Origin of the sequence: Pedobacter xixiisoli, assembly GCF_900215335.1 — a bacterium.
Classification (GTDB): Bacteria; Bacteroidota; Bacteroidia; order Sphingobacteriales; family Sphingobacteriaceae; genus Pedobacter; species Pedobacter xixiisoli.
Genome location: NZ_OCMT01000003.1, coordinates 550,656 through 571,943, shown reverse-complemented (window position 1 = coordinate 571,943; position 21,288 = coordinate 550,656). Strand labels below are relative to the sequence as shown.

General features: G+C 37.2%; 24 protein-coding genes. 16 read left to right on the top strand and 8 right to left on the bottom strand.

The window, feature by feature from the left end; all coding sequences use genetic code 11:
- Positions 1 to 19: 19 nt before the first annotated feature.
- The gene (locus CRO54_RS14560) at positions 20 to 2,698 is read right to left on the bottom strand and encodes a T9SS type B sorting domain-containing protein (RefSeq protein WP_097132803.1); all 2,679 of its coding nucleotides are present in this window, start codon (positions 2,696 to 2,698) and stop codon (positions 20 to 22) included.
- Between the two features lie 267 nt (positions 2,699 to 2,965).
- Between CRO54_RS14560 and CRO54_RS14555 the strand changes: the two genes are divergently transcribed.
- Positions 2,966 to 3,856, top strand: coding sequence for a hypothetical protein (locus CRO54_RS14555; protein WP_097132802.1), 891 nt, complete (start codon positions 2,966 to 2,968; stop codon positions 3,854 to 3,856).
- Between the two features lie 84 nt (positions 3,857 to 3,940).
- Here the strand turns inward: CRO54_RS14555 and rpsJ are convergent, their stop codons facing one another.
- The 7 genes from rpsJ to CRO54_RS14520 all read right to left on the bottom strand — a co-directional run bounded on the left by rpsJ (position 3,941) and on the right by CRO54_RS14520 (position 8,968).
- Positions 3,941 to 4,246 carry a 30S ribosomal protein S10 gene (rpsJ, locus tag CRO54_RS14550; RefSeq protein WP_008244591.1) on the bottom strand — a complete coding sequence of 102 codons (306 nt, stop codon included), beginning with the start codon at positions 4,244 to 4,246 and terminating at the stop codon, positions 3,941 to 3,943.
- A 145-nt stretch (positions 4,247 to 4,391) separates the two neighbouring features.
- Positions 4,392 to 6,506 (bottom strand): elongation factor G, encoded by a 2,115-nt coding sequence (gene fusA, locus CRO54_RS14545; protein WP_097132801.1) that lies wholly within the window; start codon positions 6,504 to 6,506, stop codon positions 4,392 to 4,394.
- Between the two features lie 95 nt (positions 6,507 to 6,601).
- On the bottom strand, positions 6,602 to 7,069 hold the full coding sequence (rpsG, locus tag CRO54_RS14540) for a 30S ribosomal protein S7 (protein WP_097132800.1): 468 nt from the start codon (positions 7,067 to 7,069) through the stop codon (positions 6,602 to 6,604).
- A 16-nt stretch (positions 7,070 to 7,085) separates the two neighbouring features.
- Positions 7,086 to 7,499 (bottom strand): 30S ribosomal protein S12, encoded by a 414-nt coding sequence (rpsL, locus tag CRO54_RS14535; RefSeq protein WP_010599925.1) that lies wholly within the window; start codon positions 7,497 to 7,499, stop codon positions 7,086 to 7,088.
- Positions 7,500 to 7,951: 452 nt separating this feature from the next.
- A complete protein-coding gene (locus CRO54_RS14530; protein ID WP_240775121.1) occupies positions 7,952 to 8,290 on the bottom strand; it encodes a helix-turn-helix domain-containing protein in 339 nt (112 codons plus the stop codon).
- Positions 8,291 to 8,295: 5 nt separating this feature from the next.
- Complete coding sequence (locus CRO54_RS21605) at positions 8,296 to 8,439, bottom strand: type II toxin-antitoxin system HigB family toxin (protein ID WP_097132799.1); 144 nt, start codon at positions 8,437 to 8,439, stop codon at positions 8,296 to 8,298.
- A 67-nt stretch (positions 8,440 to 8,506) separates the two neighbouring features.
- Positions 8,507 to 8,968: a DUF6438 domain-containing protein gene (locus CRO54_RS14520; RefSeq protein ID WP_138765845.1), complete on the bottom strand. Its 462-nt coding sequence runs from the start codon at positions 8,966 to 8,968 to the stop codon at positions 8,507 to 8,509.
- 374 nt (positions 8,969 to 9,342) lie between these two features.
- On the opposite strand from CRO54_RS14520, the gene CRO54_RS14515 reads away from it, so the two are divergent.
- The 15 genes from CRO54_RS14515 (at position 9,343) to CRO54_RS14445 (ending at position 21,132) form a co-directional block, all read left to right on the top strand.
- On the top strand, positions 9,343 to 10,164 hold the full coding sequence (locus tag CRO54_RS14515) for a toxin-antitoxin system YwqK family antitoxin (protein ID WP_097132797.1): 822 nt from the start codon (positions 9,343 to 9,345) through the stop codon (positions 10,162 to 10,164).
- 82 nt (positions 10,165 to 10,246) lie between these two features.
- A complete protein-coding gene (locus CRO54_RS14510; RefSeq protein ID WP_138765844.1) occupies positions 10,247 to 11,146 on the top strand; it encodes a hypothetical protein in 900 nt (299 codons plus the stop codon).
- A 1-nt stretch (position 11,147) separates the two neighbouring features.
- Complete coding sequence (locus CRO54_RS14505; protein WP_097132795.1) at positions 11,148 to 11,978, top strand: hypothetical protein; 831 nt, start codon at positions 11,148 to 11,150, stop codon at positions 11,976 to 11,978.
- Between the two features lie 64 nt (positions 11,979 to 12,042).
- A complete protein-coding gene (locus tag CRO54_RS14500) occupies positions 12,043 to 12,861 on the top strand; it encodes a hypothetical protein (protein ID WP_171047919.1) in 819 nt (272 codons plus the stop codon).
- A 124-nt stretch (positions 12,862 to 12,985) separates the two neighbouring features.
- Complete coding sequence (locus tag CRO54_RS14495) at positions 12,986 to 13,519, top strand: toxin-antitoxin system YwqK family antitoxin (protein ID WP_097132794.1); 534 nt, start codon at positions 12,986 to 12,988, stop codon at positions 13,517 to 13,519.
- A 36-nt stretch (positions 13,520 to 13,555) separates the two neighbouring features.
- On the top strand, positions 13,556 to 14,716 hold the full coding sequence (locus CRO54_RS14490) for a hypothetical protein (protein WP_138765843.1): 1,161 nt from the start codon (positions 13,556 to 13,558) through the stop codon (positions 14,714 to 14,716).
- Between the two features lie 47 nt (positions 14,717 to 14,763).
- Positions 14,764 to 15,390: a hypothetical protein gene (locus CRO54_RS14485; RefSeq protein WP_097132792.1), complete on the top strand. Its 627-nt coding sequence runs from the start codon at positions 14,764 to 14,766 to the stop codon at positions 15,388 to 15,390.
- A 166-nt stretch (positions 15,391 to 15,556) separates the two neighbouring features.
- Positions 15,557 to 16,309, top strand: a complete 753-nt coding sequence (locus tag CRO54_RS14480; protein ID WP_097132791.1) for an energy transducer TonB — start codon at positions 15,557 to 15,559, stop codon at positions 16,307 to 16,309.
- Between the two features lie 10 nt (positions 16,310 to 16,319).
- Positions 16,320 to 17,033 carry a hypothetical protein gene (locus CRO54_RS14475; protein WP_138765842.1) on the top strand — a complete coding sequence of 238 codons (714 nt, stop codon included), beginning with the start codon at positions 16,320 to 16,322 and terminating at the stop codon, positions 17,031 to 17,033.
- 19 nt (positions 17,034 to 17,052) lie between these two features.
- Entirely contained in the window at positions 17,053 to 17,613 is a 561-nt protein-coding gene (locus CRO54_RS14470) for a hypothetical protein (RefSeq protein ID WP_097132789.1), read from the top strand.
- An 11-nt stretch (positions 17,614 to 17,624) separates the two neighbouring features.
- A complete protein-coding gene (locus CRO54_RS14465; RefSeq protein WP_138765841.1) occupies positions 17,625 to 18,461 on the top strand; it encodes a hypothetical protein in 837 nt (278 codons plus the stop codon).
- Between the two features lie 12 nt (positions 18,462 to 18,473).
- The gene (locus CRO54_RS14460) at positions 18,474 to 18,947 is read left to right on the top strand and encodes a hypothetical protein (RefSeq protein ID WP_097132787.1); all 474 of its coding nucleotides are present in this window, start codon (positions 18,474 to 18,476) and stop codon (positions 18,945 to 18,947) included.
- 53 nt (positions 18,948 to 19,000) lie between these two features.
- Positions 19,001 to 19,807 (top strand): flagellar basal body-associated FliL family protein, encoded by an 807-nt coding sequence (locus CRO54_RS14455; RefSeq protein WP_097132786.1) that lies wholly within the window; start codon positions 19,001 to 19,003, stop codon positions 19,805 to 19,807.
- A 3-nt stretch (positions 19,808 to 19,810) separates the two neighbouring features.
- A complete protein-coding gene (locus tag CRO54_RS14450) occupies positions 19,811 to 20,389 on the top strand; it encodes a hypothetical protein (RefSeq protein ID WP_138765840.1) in 579 nt (192 codons plus the stop codon).
- Between the two features lie 5 nt (positions 20,390 to 20,394).
- Positions 20,395 to 21,132, top strand: coding sequence for a hypothetical protein (locus CRO54_RS14445; protein ID WP_097132784.1), 738 nt, complete (start codon positions 20,395 to 20,397; stop codon positions 21,130 to 21,132).
- The last annotated feature ends 156 nt before the right edge of the window (positions 21,133 to 21,288 follow it).

Here is a 21,288-nt window from a genome sequence, read left to right as displayed (position 1 = left end):
CGTTATGATTTTGCCTCGATTATCGTCCTCTCAAGATGGTGAGCGTGCCCTTAAGCGGTTTTAATCCAGCACCAATATTAATCTCATAGTAGTATGTCCCAGTGCTTAAAGGACTGCTGTTATAAGTTCCATCCCAATCACTTTGGTAGTTTGCTTTTTTGAAAACAACCTTTCCTGTTTTGTCATACACGATAGCTTCATTTTGCGGATACATTAGCGATAAATCTTTGGCAATCCATAAATCGTTCTTACCGTCGCCATTTGGAGTGAGGATATTGTTTACTACCACTTCTCCAGTATATAGTTTAAATGTTGCAGTTACAGTATTACTAGGTTCACTTGTTCCTAAACTATTGTTAGCTACTACATGAAAGGCATGTGTTCCAGGCGTAACTTCATCCAAAAAGTCTAATCTCCAATTTCCTTGAGGGTCTGAAGAAGTTTTAGTTGCATATGCAACACCATCTACATAAATTGTAATGGTGCTTACTGGTTCGGCAATACCTCGCAACTTTGGCCTATAGCTTATTATCACATCATTTACTTTGGTATTGGTGATTTCAGGAGTGCCCGGTTTTTCCATTAAATTATTTAAGTTAATGAGCACTGGCACATTTTGTATTAACCCGAAATTGTTAGTGGCTTTCAAAAACAGGTTAAACAAGCTTTTGGTTTCGTAGTCTAACTCCGAACTTTTGTTAACGGTAATTACACCGGTAGTAGCGTTAACCGCAAAGGCATCGTTAATATTTCCTGAGAAAAACTCCCAATTTAAAGTACCGCCTAATCTAGAAGTTGGTGTACCTACGTAAGTTCCATTAGGTGAATTTTCATCTACAGATACGGTATATGGCGGAGGCAGTGTACCATCATATTCTAATGCACCCATATCTACCACTGAGTGTGTAATGCGGTTTACGCCTAAAATATCGGTGGTTACACCCAATGGAATTAGATTGTTATTTCCCGCATTAACCGCCCAACTGTCTTCCGTTAGTTTTAAGAAGTTAGCATTATTAACATCTACGCTAGCAAATTCTGGGTCGCTAGCTACAATGTTTCCAGCTGCTCCATTTGTGCCAAAATTCTGTGTAAGCGTATATTGTATATCTAAATTATCGGTACTAGCATTGTAGATATCTATGGTGGTAGCATCGGCAGCAGTATTACCATAAATAATGCTGTTGTGAACCTTTGCCAAAAAACCTGGGTTACCCAAACCTATTGCGCCACCTTTATCTGCAGCTACATTCGCATAAAAAGTAGAGTTAACTAACAAAGGTGTACTGTTCACTCCAATGTATACTGCCCCTCCAGTACCAGTAGTTCCAGTAGCTTGGTTATTGTAAAAGATATTTCCAACTATTGTGGGCGTACTTAACGTAGTTGATGTTGTACCTGCTGTGTAAATGGCACCGCCAAAAGTCACGGCTTTATTTGTATTAAATCTATTGTTCTTAATTAAAGGAGCAGAAGTTGTGATGTAGATTGCACCACCCTCCTTTTGAGCTTCATTATCTTTAAAGGAGTTACCTTCAAGCAAAAAAACATTAGAGCTATTTCCCAAAAACAGCGCTCCTGCGATACCTAAAGGAGATTTATTTCCATTAAAAGTACTTTTTTCTATTATAAGTGGTCCTGAAGAAAAGCTAATAGCACCACCTTGACCATTAGAGGCAATATTATTTGAGAAAGTAGTGTTTATTATTTTTAAAGGTGCGGCTAAACCATTGTAGATCGCACCTCCACTAGTAAAACTTTGGTTATCGGCAAAATTACAGTCGATAACTTCCGCATCTGCCGAGGCTGCAAAAAGTTGCAATGCGCCTCCCCAAGAACTAATAGACTTATTTCCTGTGAAATTACATTTTTTGAATTCAACTTTTGAGCTCGAAGATATAGCAACAGCTCCTGCGGATGAGCCTTGATTCCCAATAAAATCTACTTCAGAAAAAACAGGCTTACTGTTAGTAGCTGCACTACCAAATACAAATACCGCTCCGGCAGTAGTACCGCTAGTTCTGTTATTAACAAACTTCACTTTATTAAAATTCGGTGACCCATATATGATATAAGTAGCACCTCCGGTTTGATCCGTAGATCCATTAACGTTTTCACTAATAATTAAGTTCTCTAAGGTTGGACTGCTAGAGTAAATTACAATACCTGGCGAACGACTAATAGGAATGTTGATTCCATTAACAGGAGTAGTAGTGCCAGTACCAGTACCGCTCGTGTAACCTTTGGTAAGCGTAAAACCGTTTAGTGTTGCCGTTCCCAAATCTCCAGCAGCAATCACAACGTGGTAAGCATTATCTGTGTCTATTGCTTGATTTCCAAGATTACCACTTAAGATGGATGCATTTGCTGCAAAATCTCTACCTACTTTTGTTGTTTCTACTCCAGAAAAACCACCGAAAACAGAAACGTCTTTCTTTAAAACGAAAGAATTATATCTATCATCTGCAGTAATTGTCTCTAATGCATTTGCTCTTCTGTTAGGTTTATAGGTTCCTGCAGCTACCCATACCTCACCGCTGGCGGCAGAGGCATTGATCATCGCTTGTAAATCTCCAGAAGCAGCCGCCCATGAAGACCCGTCGCCTGTACCACCTGCTTTTACATATTTAATGGTTTGCGCTGTTGCGTCGATACCGAACAATGCAGACAGTAAAAGCAATACGTAAAGTTTTCTCATATGAATTGTTAGTTTGTTAGTTGTTAGGCTGTTTTAATGATATTTCAAGACTAGCAAGATGTGTCTCGCTAACTCAATTTTATCCTCAAAACTATATGATAGACTGTTACCAAAACCAAGAGGACCATTTTTATATTATTTTTTTTTGGTAATTGTTAAACCAATCAGCTCAAAAGATTTATTTAGATAAATTCGGTACTTATGCAGTTTTAAAAAGTCTATATCAAAGTAAGCAATTGCTTAAGAGTAAAAATTAATTCAAAACAGATGAAATTTATTAAACTAACTTTAGTCTTATTTCTGATTTCGGCGTTTGCCCATGCTCAGAACTGGGAAGTTGGAAAAACCTACACCGACAATGAAAAATGGACAGAATTTATTGTTGGCGATTTACCCTTAATTATTAGTGTACCTCATGGAGGAACAATAAATCTACCTGATGCTCCTACTCGCAGTTGCAAAGGAGCAGTAACGGTAACAGACTCGAGAACCATCGAATTGGTAAAAGAAATTGAAAAAGCTTTTTTGGAGAAATACAAAGCTAGGCCTTTCATCATTATTTCCAATTTATCGAGAAAACATGTGGATCATAATAGAGACATAGACGAAGGCACTTGTGGCGATAAAAGCATGGAAAAGCCTTGGCATCAATTTCACGACTATATCGATACAGCTGTAGTGTTAGCTACCAAGAAATTCGGAAAAGCAATTTACATCGATTTACATGGCCATGGACATACCAAACAACGATTAGAAGTAGGTTATCTACTAAAAGCCGATGAGTTAAGAAATCTTGATGCAAAAGACAATCAACAAATAGCAAAATCTTCGGTAGCTAATCTACTAGCCAATGATAAAAAACTAGATTTAGAGCAGTTATTAGTAGGGCCAGATGCCTTTGGGACGTTAATTGCCAAAGAAGGTTTTGACGCCGTACCTTCTAAACAAGATGTAGCGCCTTTAGAAGAAGACAAATATTTCAACGGAGGATACAATACCGTTAGATATACCTCCAGTAAATATCCAAATATTTTCGGTTGGCAGATAGAAAGCAATTATAAAGGTGTACGCGATGCAGCTGGAAGACCAGTGTTTGCCAAAGCATTTGTAGAGGTGATGGCCAAATATTTCAAGACCTATTTAAAAACATCACTTTAAGAATTTAGACTAAAAAACGTTCCTCAATAAAAAAGCTCCGAGAATAAATCCTCGGAGCTTTTTTAATGTTGTATTAAAATCTAGTTACACTTTGATTTCTACTTCAACACCACTAGGTAATTCAAGCTTCATTAAAGCATCAACTGTTTTTGAGTTTGAGCTATAAATATCTAAAAGACGTTTATAAGCACACAATTGAAACTGCTCACGAGCTTTCTTGTTTACGTGCGGTGAACGCAATACAGTGAAGATTTTTTTCTCTGTTGGCAACGGAATTGGTCCGCTAACTACTGCGCCTGTAGGCTTTACAGTTTTTACGATTTTCTCAGCAGATTTATCTACCAAGTTGTAATCGTAAGATTTTAATTTAATTCTAATTCTTTGGCTCATTTTATTTTTAATTATGACAACCTGTTAGAGCTATTAATAACAAGTGCCGGATTTATCTTTGGATTAAGGATAAAGGAACAAGGATTAAAGACCATATTGCATAAGCATCATATCTTTTATCCTTGCTCTTTACTCCTTTATCTAATTAGTCTTCAGACTTAACTCTACCTTTTGACTTAGCAACGATTTCGTCTTGTACGTTTTTAGGCGCAGCTTCGTAGTGATCAAACTCCATAGTAGAAGTAGCACGACCTGAAGTAATTGTACGTAACTGAGTTACATAACCAAACATTTCAGAAAGTGGTACTAATGCTTTGATTACTTGAGCACCATTACGAGTATCCATACCTTGCAACTGACCACGACGACGGTTCATATCACCAATTACATCACCCATGTTTTCTTCAGGGGTTAAGATTTCGATTTTCATGATTGGCTCCATCAAAGTAGGCTTACATTTAGGTAACGCTTCACGATATGCCATACGAGCAGCAAGCTCGAATGATAAAGCATCTGAATCGACTGCGTGGAATGAACCGTCAATCAAACGTACTTTCATATCTGGAAGTGGATAACCAGCTAACACACCGTTAGACATTGCCGAAGCAAAACCTTTCTCTACAGAAGGGATAAATTCACGTGGAATAGAACCACCTGTAATTTCGTTTACGAATTGTAAACCACCTTTTTCGAAATCAGCATCAATTGGCGAGATAACAACTTTGATATCCGCGAATTTACCACGACCACCTGATTGCTTTTTGTAAACCTCACGGTGCTCTGCAGAACCGAAGATAGCCTCTTTGTAAGCTACTTGAGGTGCACCTTGGTTAACCTCTACTTTAAATTCACGTTTTAAACGGTCAATTAAAATATCTAAGTGAAGCTCACCCATACCAGAGATTACAGTTTGACCAGTTTCTTGATCAGTTTGAACTCTAAATGTAGGATCCTCTTCAGCTAATTTACCAAGACCAATACCTAATTTATCCACGTCAGCCTGAGTTTTAGGCTCAATAGCTAAACCAATAACTGGCTCAGGAAAATCCATTGATTCAAGAATGATTGGATTTTTCTCATCACAAAGTGTATCTCCAGTTTTGATATCTTTAAAGCCTACTACCGCAGCAATATCACCAGCACCTACGTTAGGAATTGGGTTTTGCTTGTTAGCGTGCATTTGGAAGATACGAGAAATACGCTCCTTGTTTTCTGAACGAGCATTGTAAACGTAAGAACCTGCTTCTAAGTTACCTGAGTAAACACGGATAAAACACAAACGACCTACGAAAGGATCCGTTGCAATTTTAAACGCTAAAGCCGCAAAAGGCTCTTTTACATCTGGTTTACGAGTTACTTCAACACCTGTTTCAGGGTTTGTACCAGTAATACCTTCAACATCCATTGGCGATGGCAATAATTCCATCACTAAATCCAACATCGTTTGTACACCTTTGTTTTTGAAAGATGAACCACAAACCATAGGAACAATTTTAGCATCTAAAGTAGCAGCACGTAATGCATCAAGAATTTCACGCTCAGTGATTGAGTTAGGATCTTCGAAGAATTTCTCCATCAAAGTCTCATCATAATCAGCTACAGCTTCTAATAAATTCTCTCTCCATTGTGCAACTTCTTCTACCATATCATCAGGAATTGGCACTTCAGTAAAGGTCATACCTTTATCATGCTCATTCCAAACAATACCACGGTTGTTGATTAAATCAACCACACCTTTAAAGCTATCTTCAGCACCGATAGGTAACTGCAAAGGCACTGCGTGAGAACCTAACATATCCTTAACTTGTTTTACAACTTTAAGGAAATCAGCACCAGAACGGTCCATTTTGTTTACGAAACCAATACGAGGAACTGCATAGTTGTTAGCTAATCTCCAGTTAGTCTCAGATTGAGGCTCAACACCATCAACTGCAGAAAACAAGAAAACTAAACCATCAAGTACACGTAATGAACGGTTTACCTCTACGGTAAAATCCACGTGTCCAGGAGTATCGATAACGTTAACTTGGTATTTGTTACCACGGTAAGGCCAGAATACAGTTGTAGCAGCAGACGTGATTGTTATCCCGCGTTCAGCTTCCTGTACCATCCAGTCCATGGTAGATGCACCTTCGTGAACCTCACCAATTTTGTGGTTAACCCCTGCGTAATAAAGAATACGCTCGGTAGTTGTAGTCTTACCAGCATCGATGTGAGCAGCGATACCAATATTTCTAGTAAATTTTAAATCTCTTGACATATTTGTGAATTAACGAATGACTAAATGAGAAAATGATTAAATAGACACTAAGCCTATTTAATCATTCAAAATTTAATCATTCAATCATTTTCTTTTTAGAATCTGAAGTGAGAGAACGCTTTGTTAGCCTCAGCCATTTTGTGCGTATCCTCTTTTTTCTTAACGGCTGCACCTTCACCTTTAGCTGCTGCTACCATTTCGCCAGCTAATTTTTCTTTCATGGTTTTTTCACCACGCTTACGCGAGTAGTTAATTAACCATTTCATTCCTAAAGCTACTTTACGCTCTGGACGTACTTCTGTAGGTACTTGGAAGTTTGCACCACCCACACGACGAGATTTAACCTCTACAGCAGGGCTGATATTTGCTAATGCACGTTTGAAGATTTCTAATCCGTTTTCACCAGATTTTTTCTCAGCTAATTCTACAGCATCGTAAAAAATAGTGTAAGCGATAGATTTTTTACCATCAAACATCATGTTGTTTACAAATCTTGTAACCTGAACATCGTTGAATTTAGGATCAGGAAGAATAATTCTCTTTTTCGGTTTTGACTTTCTCATTTCTGTTTCCTCCTAATTATTTCTTTTTACCTTTTGCTGGTGCTGCAGCTGCTTGTCCTGGTTTAGGACGCTTAGTACCATATTTACTACGACGTTGGTTACGACCAGCTACACCTGATGTATCTAATGCACCACGGATGATGTGGTAACGTACACCTGGTAAATCTTTAACACGACCACCACGGATCAAAACGATTGAGTGCTCTTGTAAGTTGTGACCTTCTCCTGGAATGTAGGCATTCACCTCTTTACCATTGGTTAAACGTACACGGGCAACTTTACGCATTGCAGAGTTTGGTTTCTTAGGGGTAGTAGTATATACACGTGTACATACGCCTCTTCGCTGTGGACAGCTGTCCAACGCTGGAGATTTACTCTTAAACTCCAGTGCTACTCTACCTTTTCTAACTAATTGTTGAATGGTTGGCATTTCTTGCTTTTTGTTTCTATTATTTATTTAATTTCCTTGCCGTAAGCAGTTTACAACTAGCCTACATTAAGGGACTGCAAAAGTAGAACAATTTCTTTTAACTATCAAGAGGTTACAGCAAAAATTTTTAGCGTTAAAGATTGTTTAACTTAAAGTTAGCTCAGGCTTAAAATAAGCAGTTAATTTATTTGAAAAGCAAGGCTGGTACTTCTTCGGTTTCAGCAGTCCCGCTTTTTGCTACAATCTTTTTGTCCCTAGCACAAACCTCATAGGTTTAACCTACATTTCGATTAAAACCTATGAGGTTTTCCCTCCCAGACAAAAAGTATTTCCGCGTCAATCGGGTTTAGATGGCAGCTAAATCGTTTCAAAACCTCGTCAGCTTTCCTGCAAAACCTAAATTTAAGATTGCCGAATCTTATAAGAACAACAAGTACAGTAGTAAATATGATTTAATAAGCTCTAATCAAACTAGCCGCTGGAATATTCAAAACTTCATGCAACTTCCTAATCATACTTAAGCTCAACTTACGTTTGCCACTCAATATTTCCGATTGACGGCTACGAGCACCTAAAATTTCAGCAAGCTCACTTTCAGGCTTCCCTAATTGTTCTAACCTAAATTTAATGGCATCAATGGGCGAAGGCGGCAAAACTGGATAATGTGCTTCTTCATAATGCTCAATTAAGAGCGTCAGCAAATCCAATTCATCAACCTGTTTAGTATCTAATACTAGATATTCCTGCATTAATGAATAAGCTTTTTCTAAAAGCCAACTCATATTCTTCATCTGTTTTAATTACCCTTAACATATTTCACCTCCGCTACTTTAATTTTATCATAGTTGGCATGTGTACCTATCCAAACTATAAATACAATTTTCAATTTAAATTCAATATCAGCTATTAGACGATAGTCATTGCATTTAAGGCAACAAATATATTTAACAAAAAAACCTCACAAACCATCAAGTCTGTGAGGTTACAAAGGCCAACTCTGAGCCTACTTAGTTACAATCCCCAAAGCTTTCTTTAATTCCTTTAAGCTTTTGTGCCAACTCCTTTAACTCATTTGGGGCTTTGCCATGTTCAAATGTTACCTTTTTCACTTTACCTTCCACTCTAAGCGAAATCCACTCCGCACCACCATCAGCACAATCAGGGCAACCAATCACCTCTGGCAACTTGGCAAATTCGTTGGTATTAACTAAAGCCTTCAATGTATTAACTTCAGATTCATCAATGGTTTTAGTACAAGATTTAGTGCTGGGATTAATTCCGTTAGCTCTTTTTGTAAACGTAATTTTGCCATTATTAATGATGGCAACCTCATTTAAGCAATAACCTACACACATCCCAAAGGAAGTTCCGTATCCAATTTCTTCCACAGCTTCCGTTTTGTCTTTCTTACAAGAAGTAAATCCTAAGCCGACAATCATTAAGGCGATTAATAAAAGTTTAGTTTTCATCATTTTATGGTTTCTATATGTATACGTTGTAAAATAGCCAATCGCTACATGCTAAACTATATGTTGACGAGAGATGTAGATTTATTTTCCTAGCTAACCTTCTCCATGAAACATATACACTCTCAATTTAACATACGCTAAGTCTTTAAGGCTAACATTAACTACTTTCTTAAAACCTTATCGACTATGGTACAGCCTTTGCCCCTATTCTAAAAATGAAAGCACATTTGACATAAAAATCAGCGAATAATAAATCTACACAAGCAAATAATAAAAACGAAAATAGTAATCAAACAAAAACCTATAGCTTAGGTTAATAAACCATAGCCATTAGGAATGTTATCTTTTTTATAAATAGACGCAACACAAAGAAAATGAAGAAACTACACCTTATCCTATTCCTAACCTTTCTTTCCCTTACCACATTAGCCCAAATGCCCGAAGAAATTAAATGGAAACATCTGCAAAAAGACTATAACACAGACAGCTCTGAGCTTGTGCTTAGCCTCAACAATAAGTTATTGCAGGGCAAGTATAAAATTCCATTTGATGAAGGTGGTTTTGCACTGTACAATATTAAAAAAGGCATCATTACTGGCGAGGCATTTTGGTATTCGCAGGGCGGAACCATGGAATGCAAACTTTATTATAAAAATGGTGTGCGCAATGGGCTGAAGGAAAATTATGATAAACAAGGTAAAGTTTGGTTGCGACAACACTATAAAGATGGGAAAAAGAATGGCATCAGTGAAATGTTAAGCGATGGCAAACTCATTAGCAAATCGGAATATAGAACTGATAAAAAACATGGTTTGTCACAAACTTTCTCTGGTGAAAATGTAATTACCGAAACGCATTACGAAAACGATTTAAAACACGGAACCTCGAAAAACTATAGCTTGGATGGAAAATTAACTATTGAAGCAAACTATAAAAACGATAAGAGAGATGGAACTTACCGTGTTTACAACAATGGGCAGTTGATGACAGAAACCAATTACAAAGATGATCTGCAAAACGGTTTGTCGACTACTTACGCACTCGGTAAGAAAAACATGGATGCCGAGTTTTTGAATGGAAAGCGTCATGGGATTTCGCACATGTACAAACCAGATGGCTCGGTGCTATTTACACATTACTACCTTGATGGCGAAAAAGTAACTGAAGCAATTTATAATCAAGCTCAGAAAAAATAAATTTTATCACACACTGTCAGCCTGAGTCCATCGACGATTATTAATGTGCTTCGATAAGCTTAATATGACAAAACAAAAAATAATGAGAAACACTTACCCAACATTTGTACTTTCTATCTGCATCCTAATTCTTTCATCTTGCGGACCAACTATTTCTGGCAAAGACGAGGCGGCATTTAAAACTTCGAAGGCTAAAATGGAAGAAAAATTAGATAAAGAAGAAAAGAAAAACCTAGAAAAAGCTTTGCGGATCATCGTTGTGAAAGCAATGAAAGAAAAATGGGATTTTCCGGAGAAATATGAAGGTAAATCTTTTGATCAAATCTCGATGGGAATGATTGACGGGAAAAGTTATAGTGCGATCATCAGCTATGCTGAGGAATTTTTGGCAGCAGATAGGGACGAAAAAATTGTAAAGAAAACCGCTGAGATAGATAGTTTGAAGAAAGACAAACTGCAAGCTTCTAAAATAGAAAAGCAATTAGATGCTTTCAAATTGACGAAAATATCCATTAGCGAAGACCAATTCTTTTCTGATGACCCTAAATCTCCCTACTTAGATTTGGTTTTCAAAAATACCTCTAAAGAAGATATCATTGGCGAATACATGTTCAACATCGAGGTTTACTCAAAAAAAACTGGCGAGAAAATAACGGCACAAGGTAGTGGTGGTACATTTAATGATGATTTCGCCATTAAACCAAATGAAAGTTACGACTATCACCAACCTCTACTATATGATGCAGTGATGCACTCCAACCTATGGAAAACTGCCAAATATCCCATCACTGATTTTTCTCCACACGATTTGGTGATCAAAGCCTATGCTTCTAAAATTACCACTAAAAAAGATGGAATTATTACCAGACCAAAAACAGATGCAGCTTATTTTGATAGCGAGATTAAAAAGTTAAATGAAGAAATTGCATCTCTTAAGGAGCGAAAAGCCACTTTAGACGAATTGGAATTAACCGATAATTAAAATGTTAAATTTTAAAGCACGTTTACACTTATTTCTGCTGGCTTGCATATTGTTTTCGATGCAGTCTTGCATATCGCGACTTAGGCGACCGGAAATTACTGGCGTGATTGTAGATTACGATAAAAGCCCGATTGCTAACTGTAAAGTAGGCGAAGTTTTAACGGATAAAAACGGAAGATTTAAACTTGCAGAAGAACGTTACAATGCTTTTTTCTTGACAGAGCTGTTTGTAATGGAGGCTCCACCATTGATGGTTTTTGAACCTGTAGAAAAAGAGGGCTTTGAAAAAGATGCAGTTTCGATATTTAACAGTCGTGGAGGCGGACGAAGAAAGGGAGCAAAATATAAAATTGATACTATTTTTTTGAGGAAAACTAACCAATCGTTTGACATATCAGCTATGCTCAAAAACAGTAATTGGAAATTGGGCTATACCAAAAATGCAGATACGATTTACTTGATTAAAGATGGTTTTAAAGACTGGTGTAAAACAGATAGATGTAGTCCATTTTACGGAGAATACCAAGGATTGACAGACAATTACTACACTGGTGCTAAAAATCTCCCTGAGGGTATGATTAGAAGAATGATAGATCTGCGGTTTGAGACGGAAAAATCTCCGCTGAAAATAAACATGGTTTGCGAATACATCAGCACTTTTGAAGGACCGAACCGAGCTCCAGACACTATAAATACAAAAGGAAGTTATCAGGTTTTAGCTAATTCGAAAATGATTCTGGATGCTGGTAAAATCAAACAGCTCTCAGGGAAGTTCAACATTTCTGAAGTGGATTTATACCAAATGAAGTTGACGAAAGTGCAAGAAAACTAAAGCTGCTGATGCGAATCGTCTATGCGAATGAAGCCCTTAGATTACCTTAGTTAAATAAACATTTATGAAACTACTCAAAATCTGCGTTATACTCATCGTTTTAACTACCAGCTGCGATGCCAAACCAAAACTGTCGCCAGCCACCAAAAGCCAGATGAAAAATGTGGCCAACTACGACGCATCCACCAAAACCATTCATGTTTTTGTAGCGCTTTGCGATAATAAATATCAAGGTATTGTACCTGTTCCAAAGGCTATTGGCAACGGACAAGACCCCGCAAACAACTTGTATTGGGGTTGCGCTTATGGTATCAAAGGCTACTTCAAAAAGAGTAAAGAATGGAAATTGCTGAGAACCCAAAAGCTAGATAAAATACGCATGGAGCGTTTAGTTTTCAAGCACATCAACAAAAACTATTATCTCGTTGCCGATGCTTACGATGGCCAATACATTAAAAAAACAACTACTGACTTTCTCTATAGCGCTGCTGGACAATTGAAAGATACCATCCAAATAAATAAAACCAACATTGGCATTAACGGCAATGCAAAAATGGTGGCTTACATTGGGCATGATGGTTTGATGGATTTTCAACTGAACGAAAATTTCGCCAATACCGATGGGAAACAACGTGATGCGATTATTTTAGCCTGCATCAGCAAAAAATATTTTGCTCCACATTTAACGCAAGCAAAGGCAAACCCACTGCTGTGGACAACAGGATTGATGGCTCCAGAAGCTTACACTTTGCATGATGCGCTGAGCTGTTACATTGCTGGTGGCACTGCCGAACAAATCCGTACCAAAGGCGCTATGGCATATACCAAATTCCAGAAATGTAGTTTAAAAGCCTCGAGAAATTTATTGGTAACAGGCTATTAAAAGCTACGGCTTACAAATAATAACTTCAACTAAGCGGATTTATGGAAGTCGCTAGCGAATAATAATCACTGAAAAGCGCCTAAACAATAATCCCTACTTTTAAATAGCACTATATTAAAATGATATGGAAGTCCTTAGGTATTTAAGCTTATTTATTTTTGTCCTTTTCGCTACCGCATGCTCACAAAGTGATGTTAAATCGCAGAAACGGGAAGGTAACCATAAAGTTTATTACAAAAATGGTTCGCTATGGCGAGATGAGAACTTCAAAAATGACACCCTTAATGGTAAAAGCTTAGTTTATTACGAAAATGGGCAGTTACATAAAGATTTCAATTACAAAATGGGTATCACCATTGATAGCTTTATTGTTTACCATCCAAACGGGAAATTAATGCTAAAACGATTCTTAGATACCAAAAGCAGACGACAGGGCAAAGAATTACAGTATTTTGAAAATGGGAAACTTAGTCAGGAAGAATTTTATTTGAATGATGAAGAAGACGGCGTCTCAAATTTTTATCATGAGAACGGACAGCTAAAATCATCTACCCTGTTTAAAAATGGCTATAAAAATGGTCATGCTAAATGGTTTGACACTAATGGCAAATTAATAAAAGAAGCTTACTATAAGGATGATATACTTATCAAAAAATAGCATAGATAAAACTTCAATGCATCACAAAATATAATCATGAAAAAAATAAACCTATTTCTAATATTGTTGATTGCCTCTAACCTTGTTATGGCGCAGCAGAAATACCACGAGTTTAAGGTTAATGGCAAAAATGGAATCACAGATACGCTAGGTAACGAAGCCGTTAAGCCTATCTATGCATTTGCAAAAGCTATACCTGCTAAAAATCAAATTTATTTGCAAGATTTCAGCGAAAAACCCGATATCATTTTTAATGCTAAAACGGGTACCAAACAGCTTTACGAAAGTGTGTACGATAACCAGTTGCAAATAAAAGATGTGCCTTATTCGGTTGTAAGTAACAAAGGAAAAAAGTTTTTATTAAGCGAAGAAACAGATAAAACCCTACCAATGAGCAGAGATTACGACGAGTTTTACAAGGCAGGAAAATACATCATTGCTAAATATTACGCACAAGAACCTTACGTATCTGGCGGAAAAGATAAAAATGGGAAATTTTTACCTCCAAAAATTAGGGAAATGAAAAGGCTTCATGTGGTGTTAACTAATGATGAAACCTTAAAAACTGTTGTAGATAAAGGTTTCGATAAATACTTGCCACTTTACAAAACTCCAGAAGAAAAGAAGAGTGACGGAACAGTTAAAGTTGAGATTGTTACCATTAAGTTGCCACTAAAAGAAAGTAATCCAGTTTTCGATTACATCATACTAAGTCAGGGCAGCAACCACAGGTTATACAATGCCAAAATGGTTTTGGTAAAAGCTTTTGTTTTGGCAAAGCCTGATGAAGAGAAGTTATTTAACTATACAGAAAAACTACTAAAAGTTAAACTGAGCACTATGCCAAGTGTCGAACACGGTTTGGTAAGCGCTCCACCAATGATGGCGGCTCCAAGTGGCCCGATAAGAAGAAATTCGCAACAAGAGCCTGAAGAGAAAAAGCCATTTAAGCCTTTCTTTTACACCAAAAAATTAGAGAATGGCAATACCATTTTTGCGCTTCAAGAAACCGAAGAAATTAGCAAACGTATTTTCGAAGCTAACGCGAATGTAAAGGTTAATTTGTATGACCATAGAAATGGGATTACCATTAAAATTGAGGGCAAAGAGGATAGTGAGTTTAACTACAACCCAAAAACGGGAGAAATTTATTTGCCAAAAGCATATTTAGCAACCCTTGGTATTCGATTAATTTAAAACTATTTCATTCTAAATGGACTTAAAGTTAGATAAATTGTAAAACGATGAAAGCTATCAAATACATTATTGCAGCGGCAATTATATCTATTTACGCTTGTAACGACACATCTGGAGATGGCGATGAAGCTGTAGAAGTGGGTAGTGAAGATACCACAGTTATGGCAAAAGTTGACACTGCTTATGCTAAACCTCCATTGGCACAAATGCCAGCGGAAGAGCCAGAAGAAGTCCGTATCAATTATTATGACAGTCTTAATTTTGAAAGATATAAGGTAGATGCTCAAAAAATACCAGTCCACGCTCCGATAGATTGGACGAGCTACCCTGAAGCAAAAGACTTTAGAACTCGAATTATTGAAGCTTACAAAACCGACGAAGTAGACTTTGCTGGTTATTATGTGATGTCGATTTTTGGTTGTGGCGCAGGTTGCATTATGGGTTTTATGGTGGATGTGAGAGACGGTAAAATTTACGACTTGCCATTGGGCGAAGAAAACTCTTGTCTTTTTGCAGAAGATAGAGCGATGGGCAACCTAAAGAGTAGACTTTTTATAGCAAGCATTTGCAAGGAGAAGCTAGAGGATAAAAAGGTTTATTATAAAGCGTATTTGTGGAACGAGGATAAAAAAGAATTTGAGGAAGTGGAAAAGGCTGCCATTTTGAAAAATTAAACAACACGGTGGGTTCTAAAACCCTCCCAAAAGCACAGAAAGAAGTTAATTAAACCTGACAGCAGCGAACACGCAGTAGCGGTAAACATACATGTTTACCCTACGGAGTAAAGCGAATGGCAGGACTACAAAACCTATGAAATACTAACATCCATTTTCAAAAGACATGATAAGAAAAATAAAACTCACGGCAATTATAGCTTTCGGCATTTCAGCGCTATGCTTTGCCCAAGGTAGAACGCCCGATTTTGCTTTTAAACTTGAAAACACTAGCTACATTATGAACCTAAGCAACGGAAAGGCTAAGGCAAAAAATGACACGGTTTTTTACAACTTGTACAGAATTGGCAAAGCACAAAGAATCGCTAAAGAAATAAAACATATCGTAAACAAGGCTACTGGCGACACGATTAAAAGTGGCAGTTATGAAGTGATTAACAATCAAATATTTTTCTATCAAAAGGAGAAAAATAAAGCTACTCTATTGAGACTTTATACTCAAAATGAAAAAGGGTTGCTAACTCTACAAACAGCAGTTGCTTCCTTTGTAGGACCAAAAGTTACCGCTCCAGCTGCCCCTGGAATAAGTCCTAGCCCTAGTACAGACCATCTTACAAAGGTAGATATACAAGCAGAATTTCCTGGTGGGATTAGTAAAGCGAGGCAATTTATAGCCAATAACCTAAAGTATCCTAGAGAGGCGCAGGAAAATGAAATAGAAGGAACTGTCCGTGTCAAATTTATGGTTGAACTAGATGGCAGTATCAGCAACATAGAAATTGTAAACAAGTTGGGTTATGGTTTAGACCAAGAGGTAATCCGTGTAATTAAGCGGATGCCAAAATGGGCTCCTGCGAAGAATGATGGCAAACCTGTTAGGTCTTACTTTACCATGCCAATTAGTTTTAGGGTAAATTAATTTAAAAATGATGATTAAACATTTCAAACATAGCTTGTGCGCACTTGCTTTATTCACGTTAATTTCTGCTTGTATGGGGCAAGTTAAACCTATTGGACAAGCCCCTTTAGACTTGTTGGACATTGATTTTGGAACTAAAATTACCACCTTATACCCCGACAAGTACAAAAGCGAAAAATGGGACGATTATTATGATATCCCTGTGGGAGATGAAACCAGAATGGTACAAAGAGATACTACGTTTATTAATGAGTTTTCTGAAGACCAAAAGGCTGTTGGCGTAGAGTACAGACAGAAAAGCTCTTCAAGTGGAGATACATTAGCCATAGCTGGAGACCAAGCTTTCAGCTCTTTGAGCGTTGCGGTTTCTTTAGACGGCAAAATTAAAGCTATTGGTGCCGAGGTAAGTGAAATTACAGATAAAGAAGCGAAGGATTTCATAGCTACATTAACTAAAAAATACGGTAATCATAAGAAACTTGAAGGCGAATTTATGACCAAGTTCACTATTTATGAATGGGAAGCGAAGGATAGAATTTTCCGCTATTCGACCATTTTTAACGATGAGAAGAACACACTTAAATTAGAAGTAGATAAAGACCAAGGCACCATCAAATCAATGGACAAAACACCACATCATGATGGATATTTCTTCGTGATAAACAAAAATTTTATTGAAGATTTAAAAACATTAGGTACTGGAACTTTTGTTTACATCAAATAGCTTTTAACGGAAAAATCAAATGACAGCCAAAAAGATATTCAAGATCATAGCCATTTGTATCGCCGTTGTTATTGGCATGATCTTACTATTGGTTGCTTTTTTTTGGGGTAGTGTTGAGTGGAACCGTTACAGTAAGAAAAAAGAAGCAGCTCGTATGCAGAAAGAAGTTTGCGATACCATTACAACGGTGCAAGGAAACTTTGAAATTAAAGTGAACAGCTTTACGGCAAACGAACTGAAACGCATCAACTTTTACCTGCAAAGAAATAAACATATTATCAGGGACACTACGATAAATTTTATACCAGAAGATAATTACGAAACACAAACCATTTTGATGCCGTTTAAGGAACTAAACATTAACGATGTAATTATTGTAGTCATTAAAAACAGAACTTACTTGCTTTCTGGCTACAGCTATATCGCTATTTACAACTATGGTATGTTTGGCCCAGTTGGTAATTGTGAGTGCGGAGCTAGTGGTTACGAAAACATCAATGGAAAGCCTGCAGGTTCGGGCTGGTTACTTAAAAGCCAAGGCTTGTTAGATTATCAATTACCACTGAGAGCATTAAAATAGACAAGTACAATATGAAGAAGATTCATTTCAGTTTTATGTTTTTATTATTAGCGATGTTAGCCTGTAAAATGGGACCGAAAAAAGTGTCGCTTTTAGAAAAAAACAGTGCCTTTGATTTAGAAACTATTGATTTTAACGAAGACGTAAATCAGTTGTTTGCAAAGTATCTGTTAGATGAAGATGGTATTAGATACGACAGTGTAAATGTGGCGATCATCAATAGTGAGCAGCAGAAATACAAAATCAGCAATACGTTAATTGATGTGATGGACCTTAAAGTGCCGCAAAAAGATTTTGGTTTTTTGTATAAATCACCAAGCTTGGATAGCGTTGCAAAATTTCAAAACATCTATTTCGAAAGGATGTATCTATTAACGGATAATAACAAAAAACCTGTTGGCTATTATGCTGAAACAGAATTTCAAAATGTAAATGAGCGCAAGGCGATGATGGATAAACTGACTGAAAAATATGGCAAACCGAAATATGCCTTTTTTCTAGCCAGCGATTTTAATCAATGCTCTTATGAATGGGTTTTGGAAGATAGAACCATTCAAATAGAAACTTCATTTGGGTTTAGTACCGGCATTACTACCAATAACGGAAAATATTACAAATTAGACATGCTGATATTGAATAACAAGGTTAAACCAGCATTACACCAAGCACATATTTTTGAGTTTCCTGAGAAAATTGTTTACAGGGGGAAAGAACATAGCTATAAAGATTTTCAATTTGAAAAGAAATCAACTTTTAAGGATGAATTTCTGTTAAATTCTAACCTAGATTATCTTGTCAAAAACGAAAACAACCAATATGACATTAGCCTTGCTCCTGCTGACGAATAAAATTTAATAACCATGATCGTATCCGCACAAACTTACAACATCATTTTAATAGGAATTGTAGTATTGGTAGCGTTAAGGCCGCTCTACACTCGTTTAATTAAAAAAGAAGGCAGCAAACACGATTGGATGTTTGCGCTTTTATTACTCTTGTTGCCCACCAATTGGTACACCCCAACTTTTATTACCGTTACTTCCTGCAATACTTTCACTAAAGAAGTATTGATATTTCCTACCCAAAAAGATGGAGTTAGCTATAGTTACGGCTGGTGTAACTATGTGATCAACAAAGCTCAACAGCCATTGGCTTTCGAGTATGTTTATTACGGTGACAACCAACCTGAAGAAGACGAAAAAAACCAAGTTATCCAACCAAATGGAATTGGAAAAGTAGACGAAGTTGTGATAGATTTCATCTTTGAACCAAAAGCGAAAAGCGTATCTACCAAATCAAGCGGCGCTACAAAAACAAGTTTATACTGTCTGTAATTCACATTTCATCAATCATTCTCTCTATAAAAATCTAAATCTCAAATACAAAAATGGAACAACCTTACAACAACCCTGAACAACCACATCAAGAAACTGAAATCCCACAGTCACCTCAACCAAAAACAAAGAGAAAGGCTATTATTTGGATAATTTTAAGCGTTGTGATGTTGATTGGGGCATCTAGCTTTGCCTATTTCTACGGTGGTTACCAAGCTCGACAAGATTATTACGACTCGTTTGGGGACAATGTAGCTTATCCGGCTGATAGCGTGAATGTAGATGGCTGGGCAAGTCCAGAAGATTATGCGACTTGGAAAAATGCCACATTTACCATTCCCGAATATGACGACATTCCAACTCCCTTTAAACGAGGCATTGTAAAAGTATTTTTAGACAATGGTTACCTAGGCAAAGAAGTTACCGATTTGTATTTCTTCACTAAGATTAAAGACCGTGCCTACAGGGTAATTGCCTACGGAAATTTTACCGGACAAGGGGAACGTGAAATGGCATTTTTGCTCGAAAATTCAGACTATGAAAGTAGTGCCATCTTCATCATCCCTCAAAAAGGAAATGTACTTTATTGGAAAAAACTGCCCAACGAATTACCTACCATTAAAAGCTTTAAAAAAGGTGCTTTAATTTACATGGACAAGATGGAATTGGTACCAGCTCCAGTAGATGGAATTATCAGACAGACAAAAAATTCGAAATACGTACTCATTTACAACCAGCAAACTAAAACTTTCAACGAATATTATCAGTACACCAACGATGATATTAAAAGTGCTCGTGATGAAGAAAGAGCGGTGGAAGAGGAAGAAGAAATGCCTGATTCTACGGCTGTAGAGCAATAATTTATGGGGAAAAAGCAAATCTTAATACGAATCTATCTTTTCATTTCGGTCTTAGTGGTACTTAATGTGGTGCTTTATGGCTTTTGGCAAATGAGTTTTGTTGGCTATTGGAGCGATAGAGTCATCTTTTGGATTTGGCTACTATTAACGCCTGTAACCGCTTTCAGTTTTTGGAAAAAACTGTGGGCAAAAATATATTTCTGGTTACTGATAGCGGGGCTGGTGCTGAGTATCGTACCCATGGCCATTCCATTTTTTGGCATCTTACTTTCGGCTTCGGGCAGTGGTAGATTAAACCACTTCAATCTCGAAAACAATATTCGTGTACAAACGGTAGGTTATGGTGTAATGGGCAGACCACGAATTCAACTGGTAAAAAGTGGTCTCTTATTCGATAGAGTTTTATTGGAAGATGGCGATGAAATCAAGAAAAACGATAGTACTTGGCTCGAAATTAGGGATGCAAAAAATGCGAAATTGATTAACGAAACTGATACCAGCATCACCGTAAAATATTCTTTCCAGAAAGACACCATAGAAGCTGTACACGTTTTCAAAGAAAAAACATCTTTTAATTATTAACCACTATGAAAGCATCGATAAAGGTTTTTGCAATTTTAGGCATGGCTTTGGTATCACTCTTTTCCTGCCGAAGCGAAGAAAAACAAACGACAACGACGCTAGCAGACACCGTCGCCTTACCGCCTGACACCGCAGACACAACGGAGTTGGAAGTGCCCTTACCTCCTTTTCCAAAAATGGCATACAAAATCGAAAATCTTATTCCAAAAGATTACGAAATTGACTTAGAAGCAGCTGGCGATTTAAACAATGATGGCGTAGCCGATAAAGTAATTGTGCTCATCAAAACCACCGATACAACTGCCCTGCGCCCAACTTTGGTATTGCTAAAACAAGGAAATGCCTACAGCGTTGATGCAATTTCCTACACCGCTTTCGACCCTAAATTTAGGAAAGATGGATTTAAGGACTACGACTTTGAAGAAGTGAGTATCGACAGCGGAAAATTGGTAGTTACCAAACAGGCAACTGGTCCAGCTGGAAGTATTGAAAGCACTTTTAAATACATTAAAGACGATTTAGTGTTAACTCACATCACCACTTTTAATATGGGCGCTGGTGGCCAAACAGAGCAAAAATTCGATTTGTTAAAAGGAATTTACGAACAAACTGACATCAATACCATGAAAGAAGACATGCCGAGCACCACCAGCACCAAGAGATACAAAATACCGAAGGCACTTTTTAAAGACAGTGATCCAAGTTCCATTATGATTGAGGCTTTTAACAAAGTAGGAAATTGATTTGAAAACCAACGCTTCGATGTTAATAGGCTTCAGCCCCGCTATTGCGTATGGTCGTTACTCGCTTCGGGCTATTTGGCGCTATCGGGTTATCATTAACGTTTGTGCAAAGAAAAATCGTAATTACGGTGCACAAAGCGATATCAAACTTTAGAT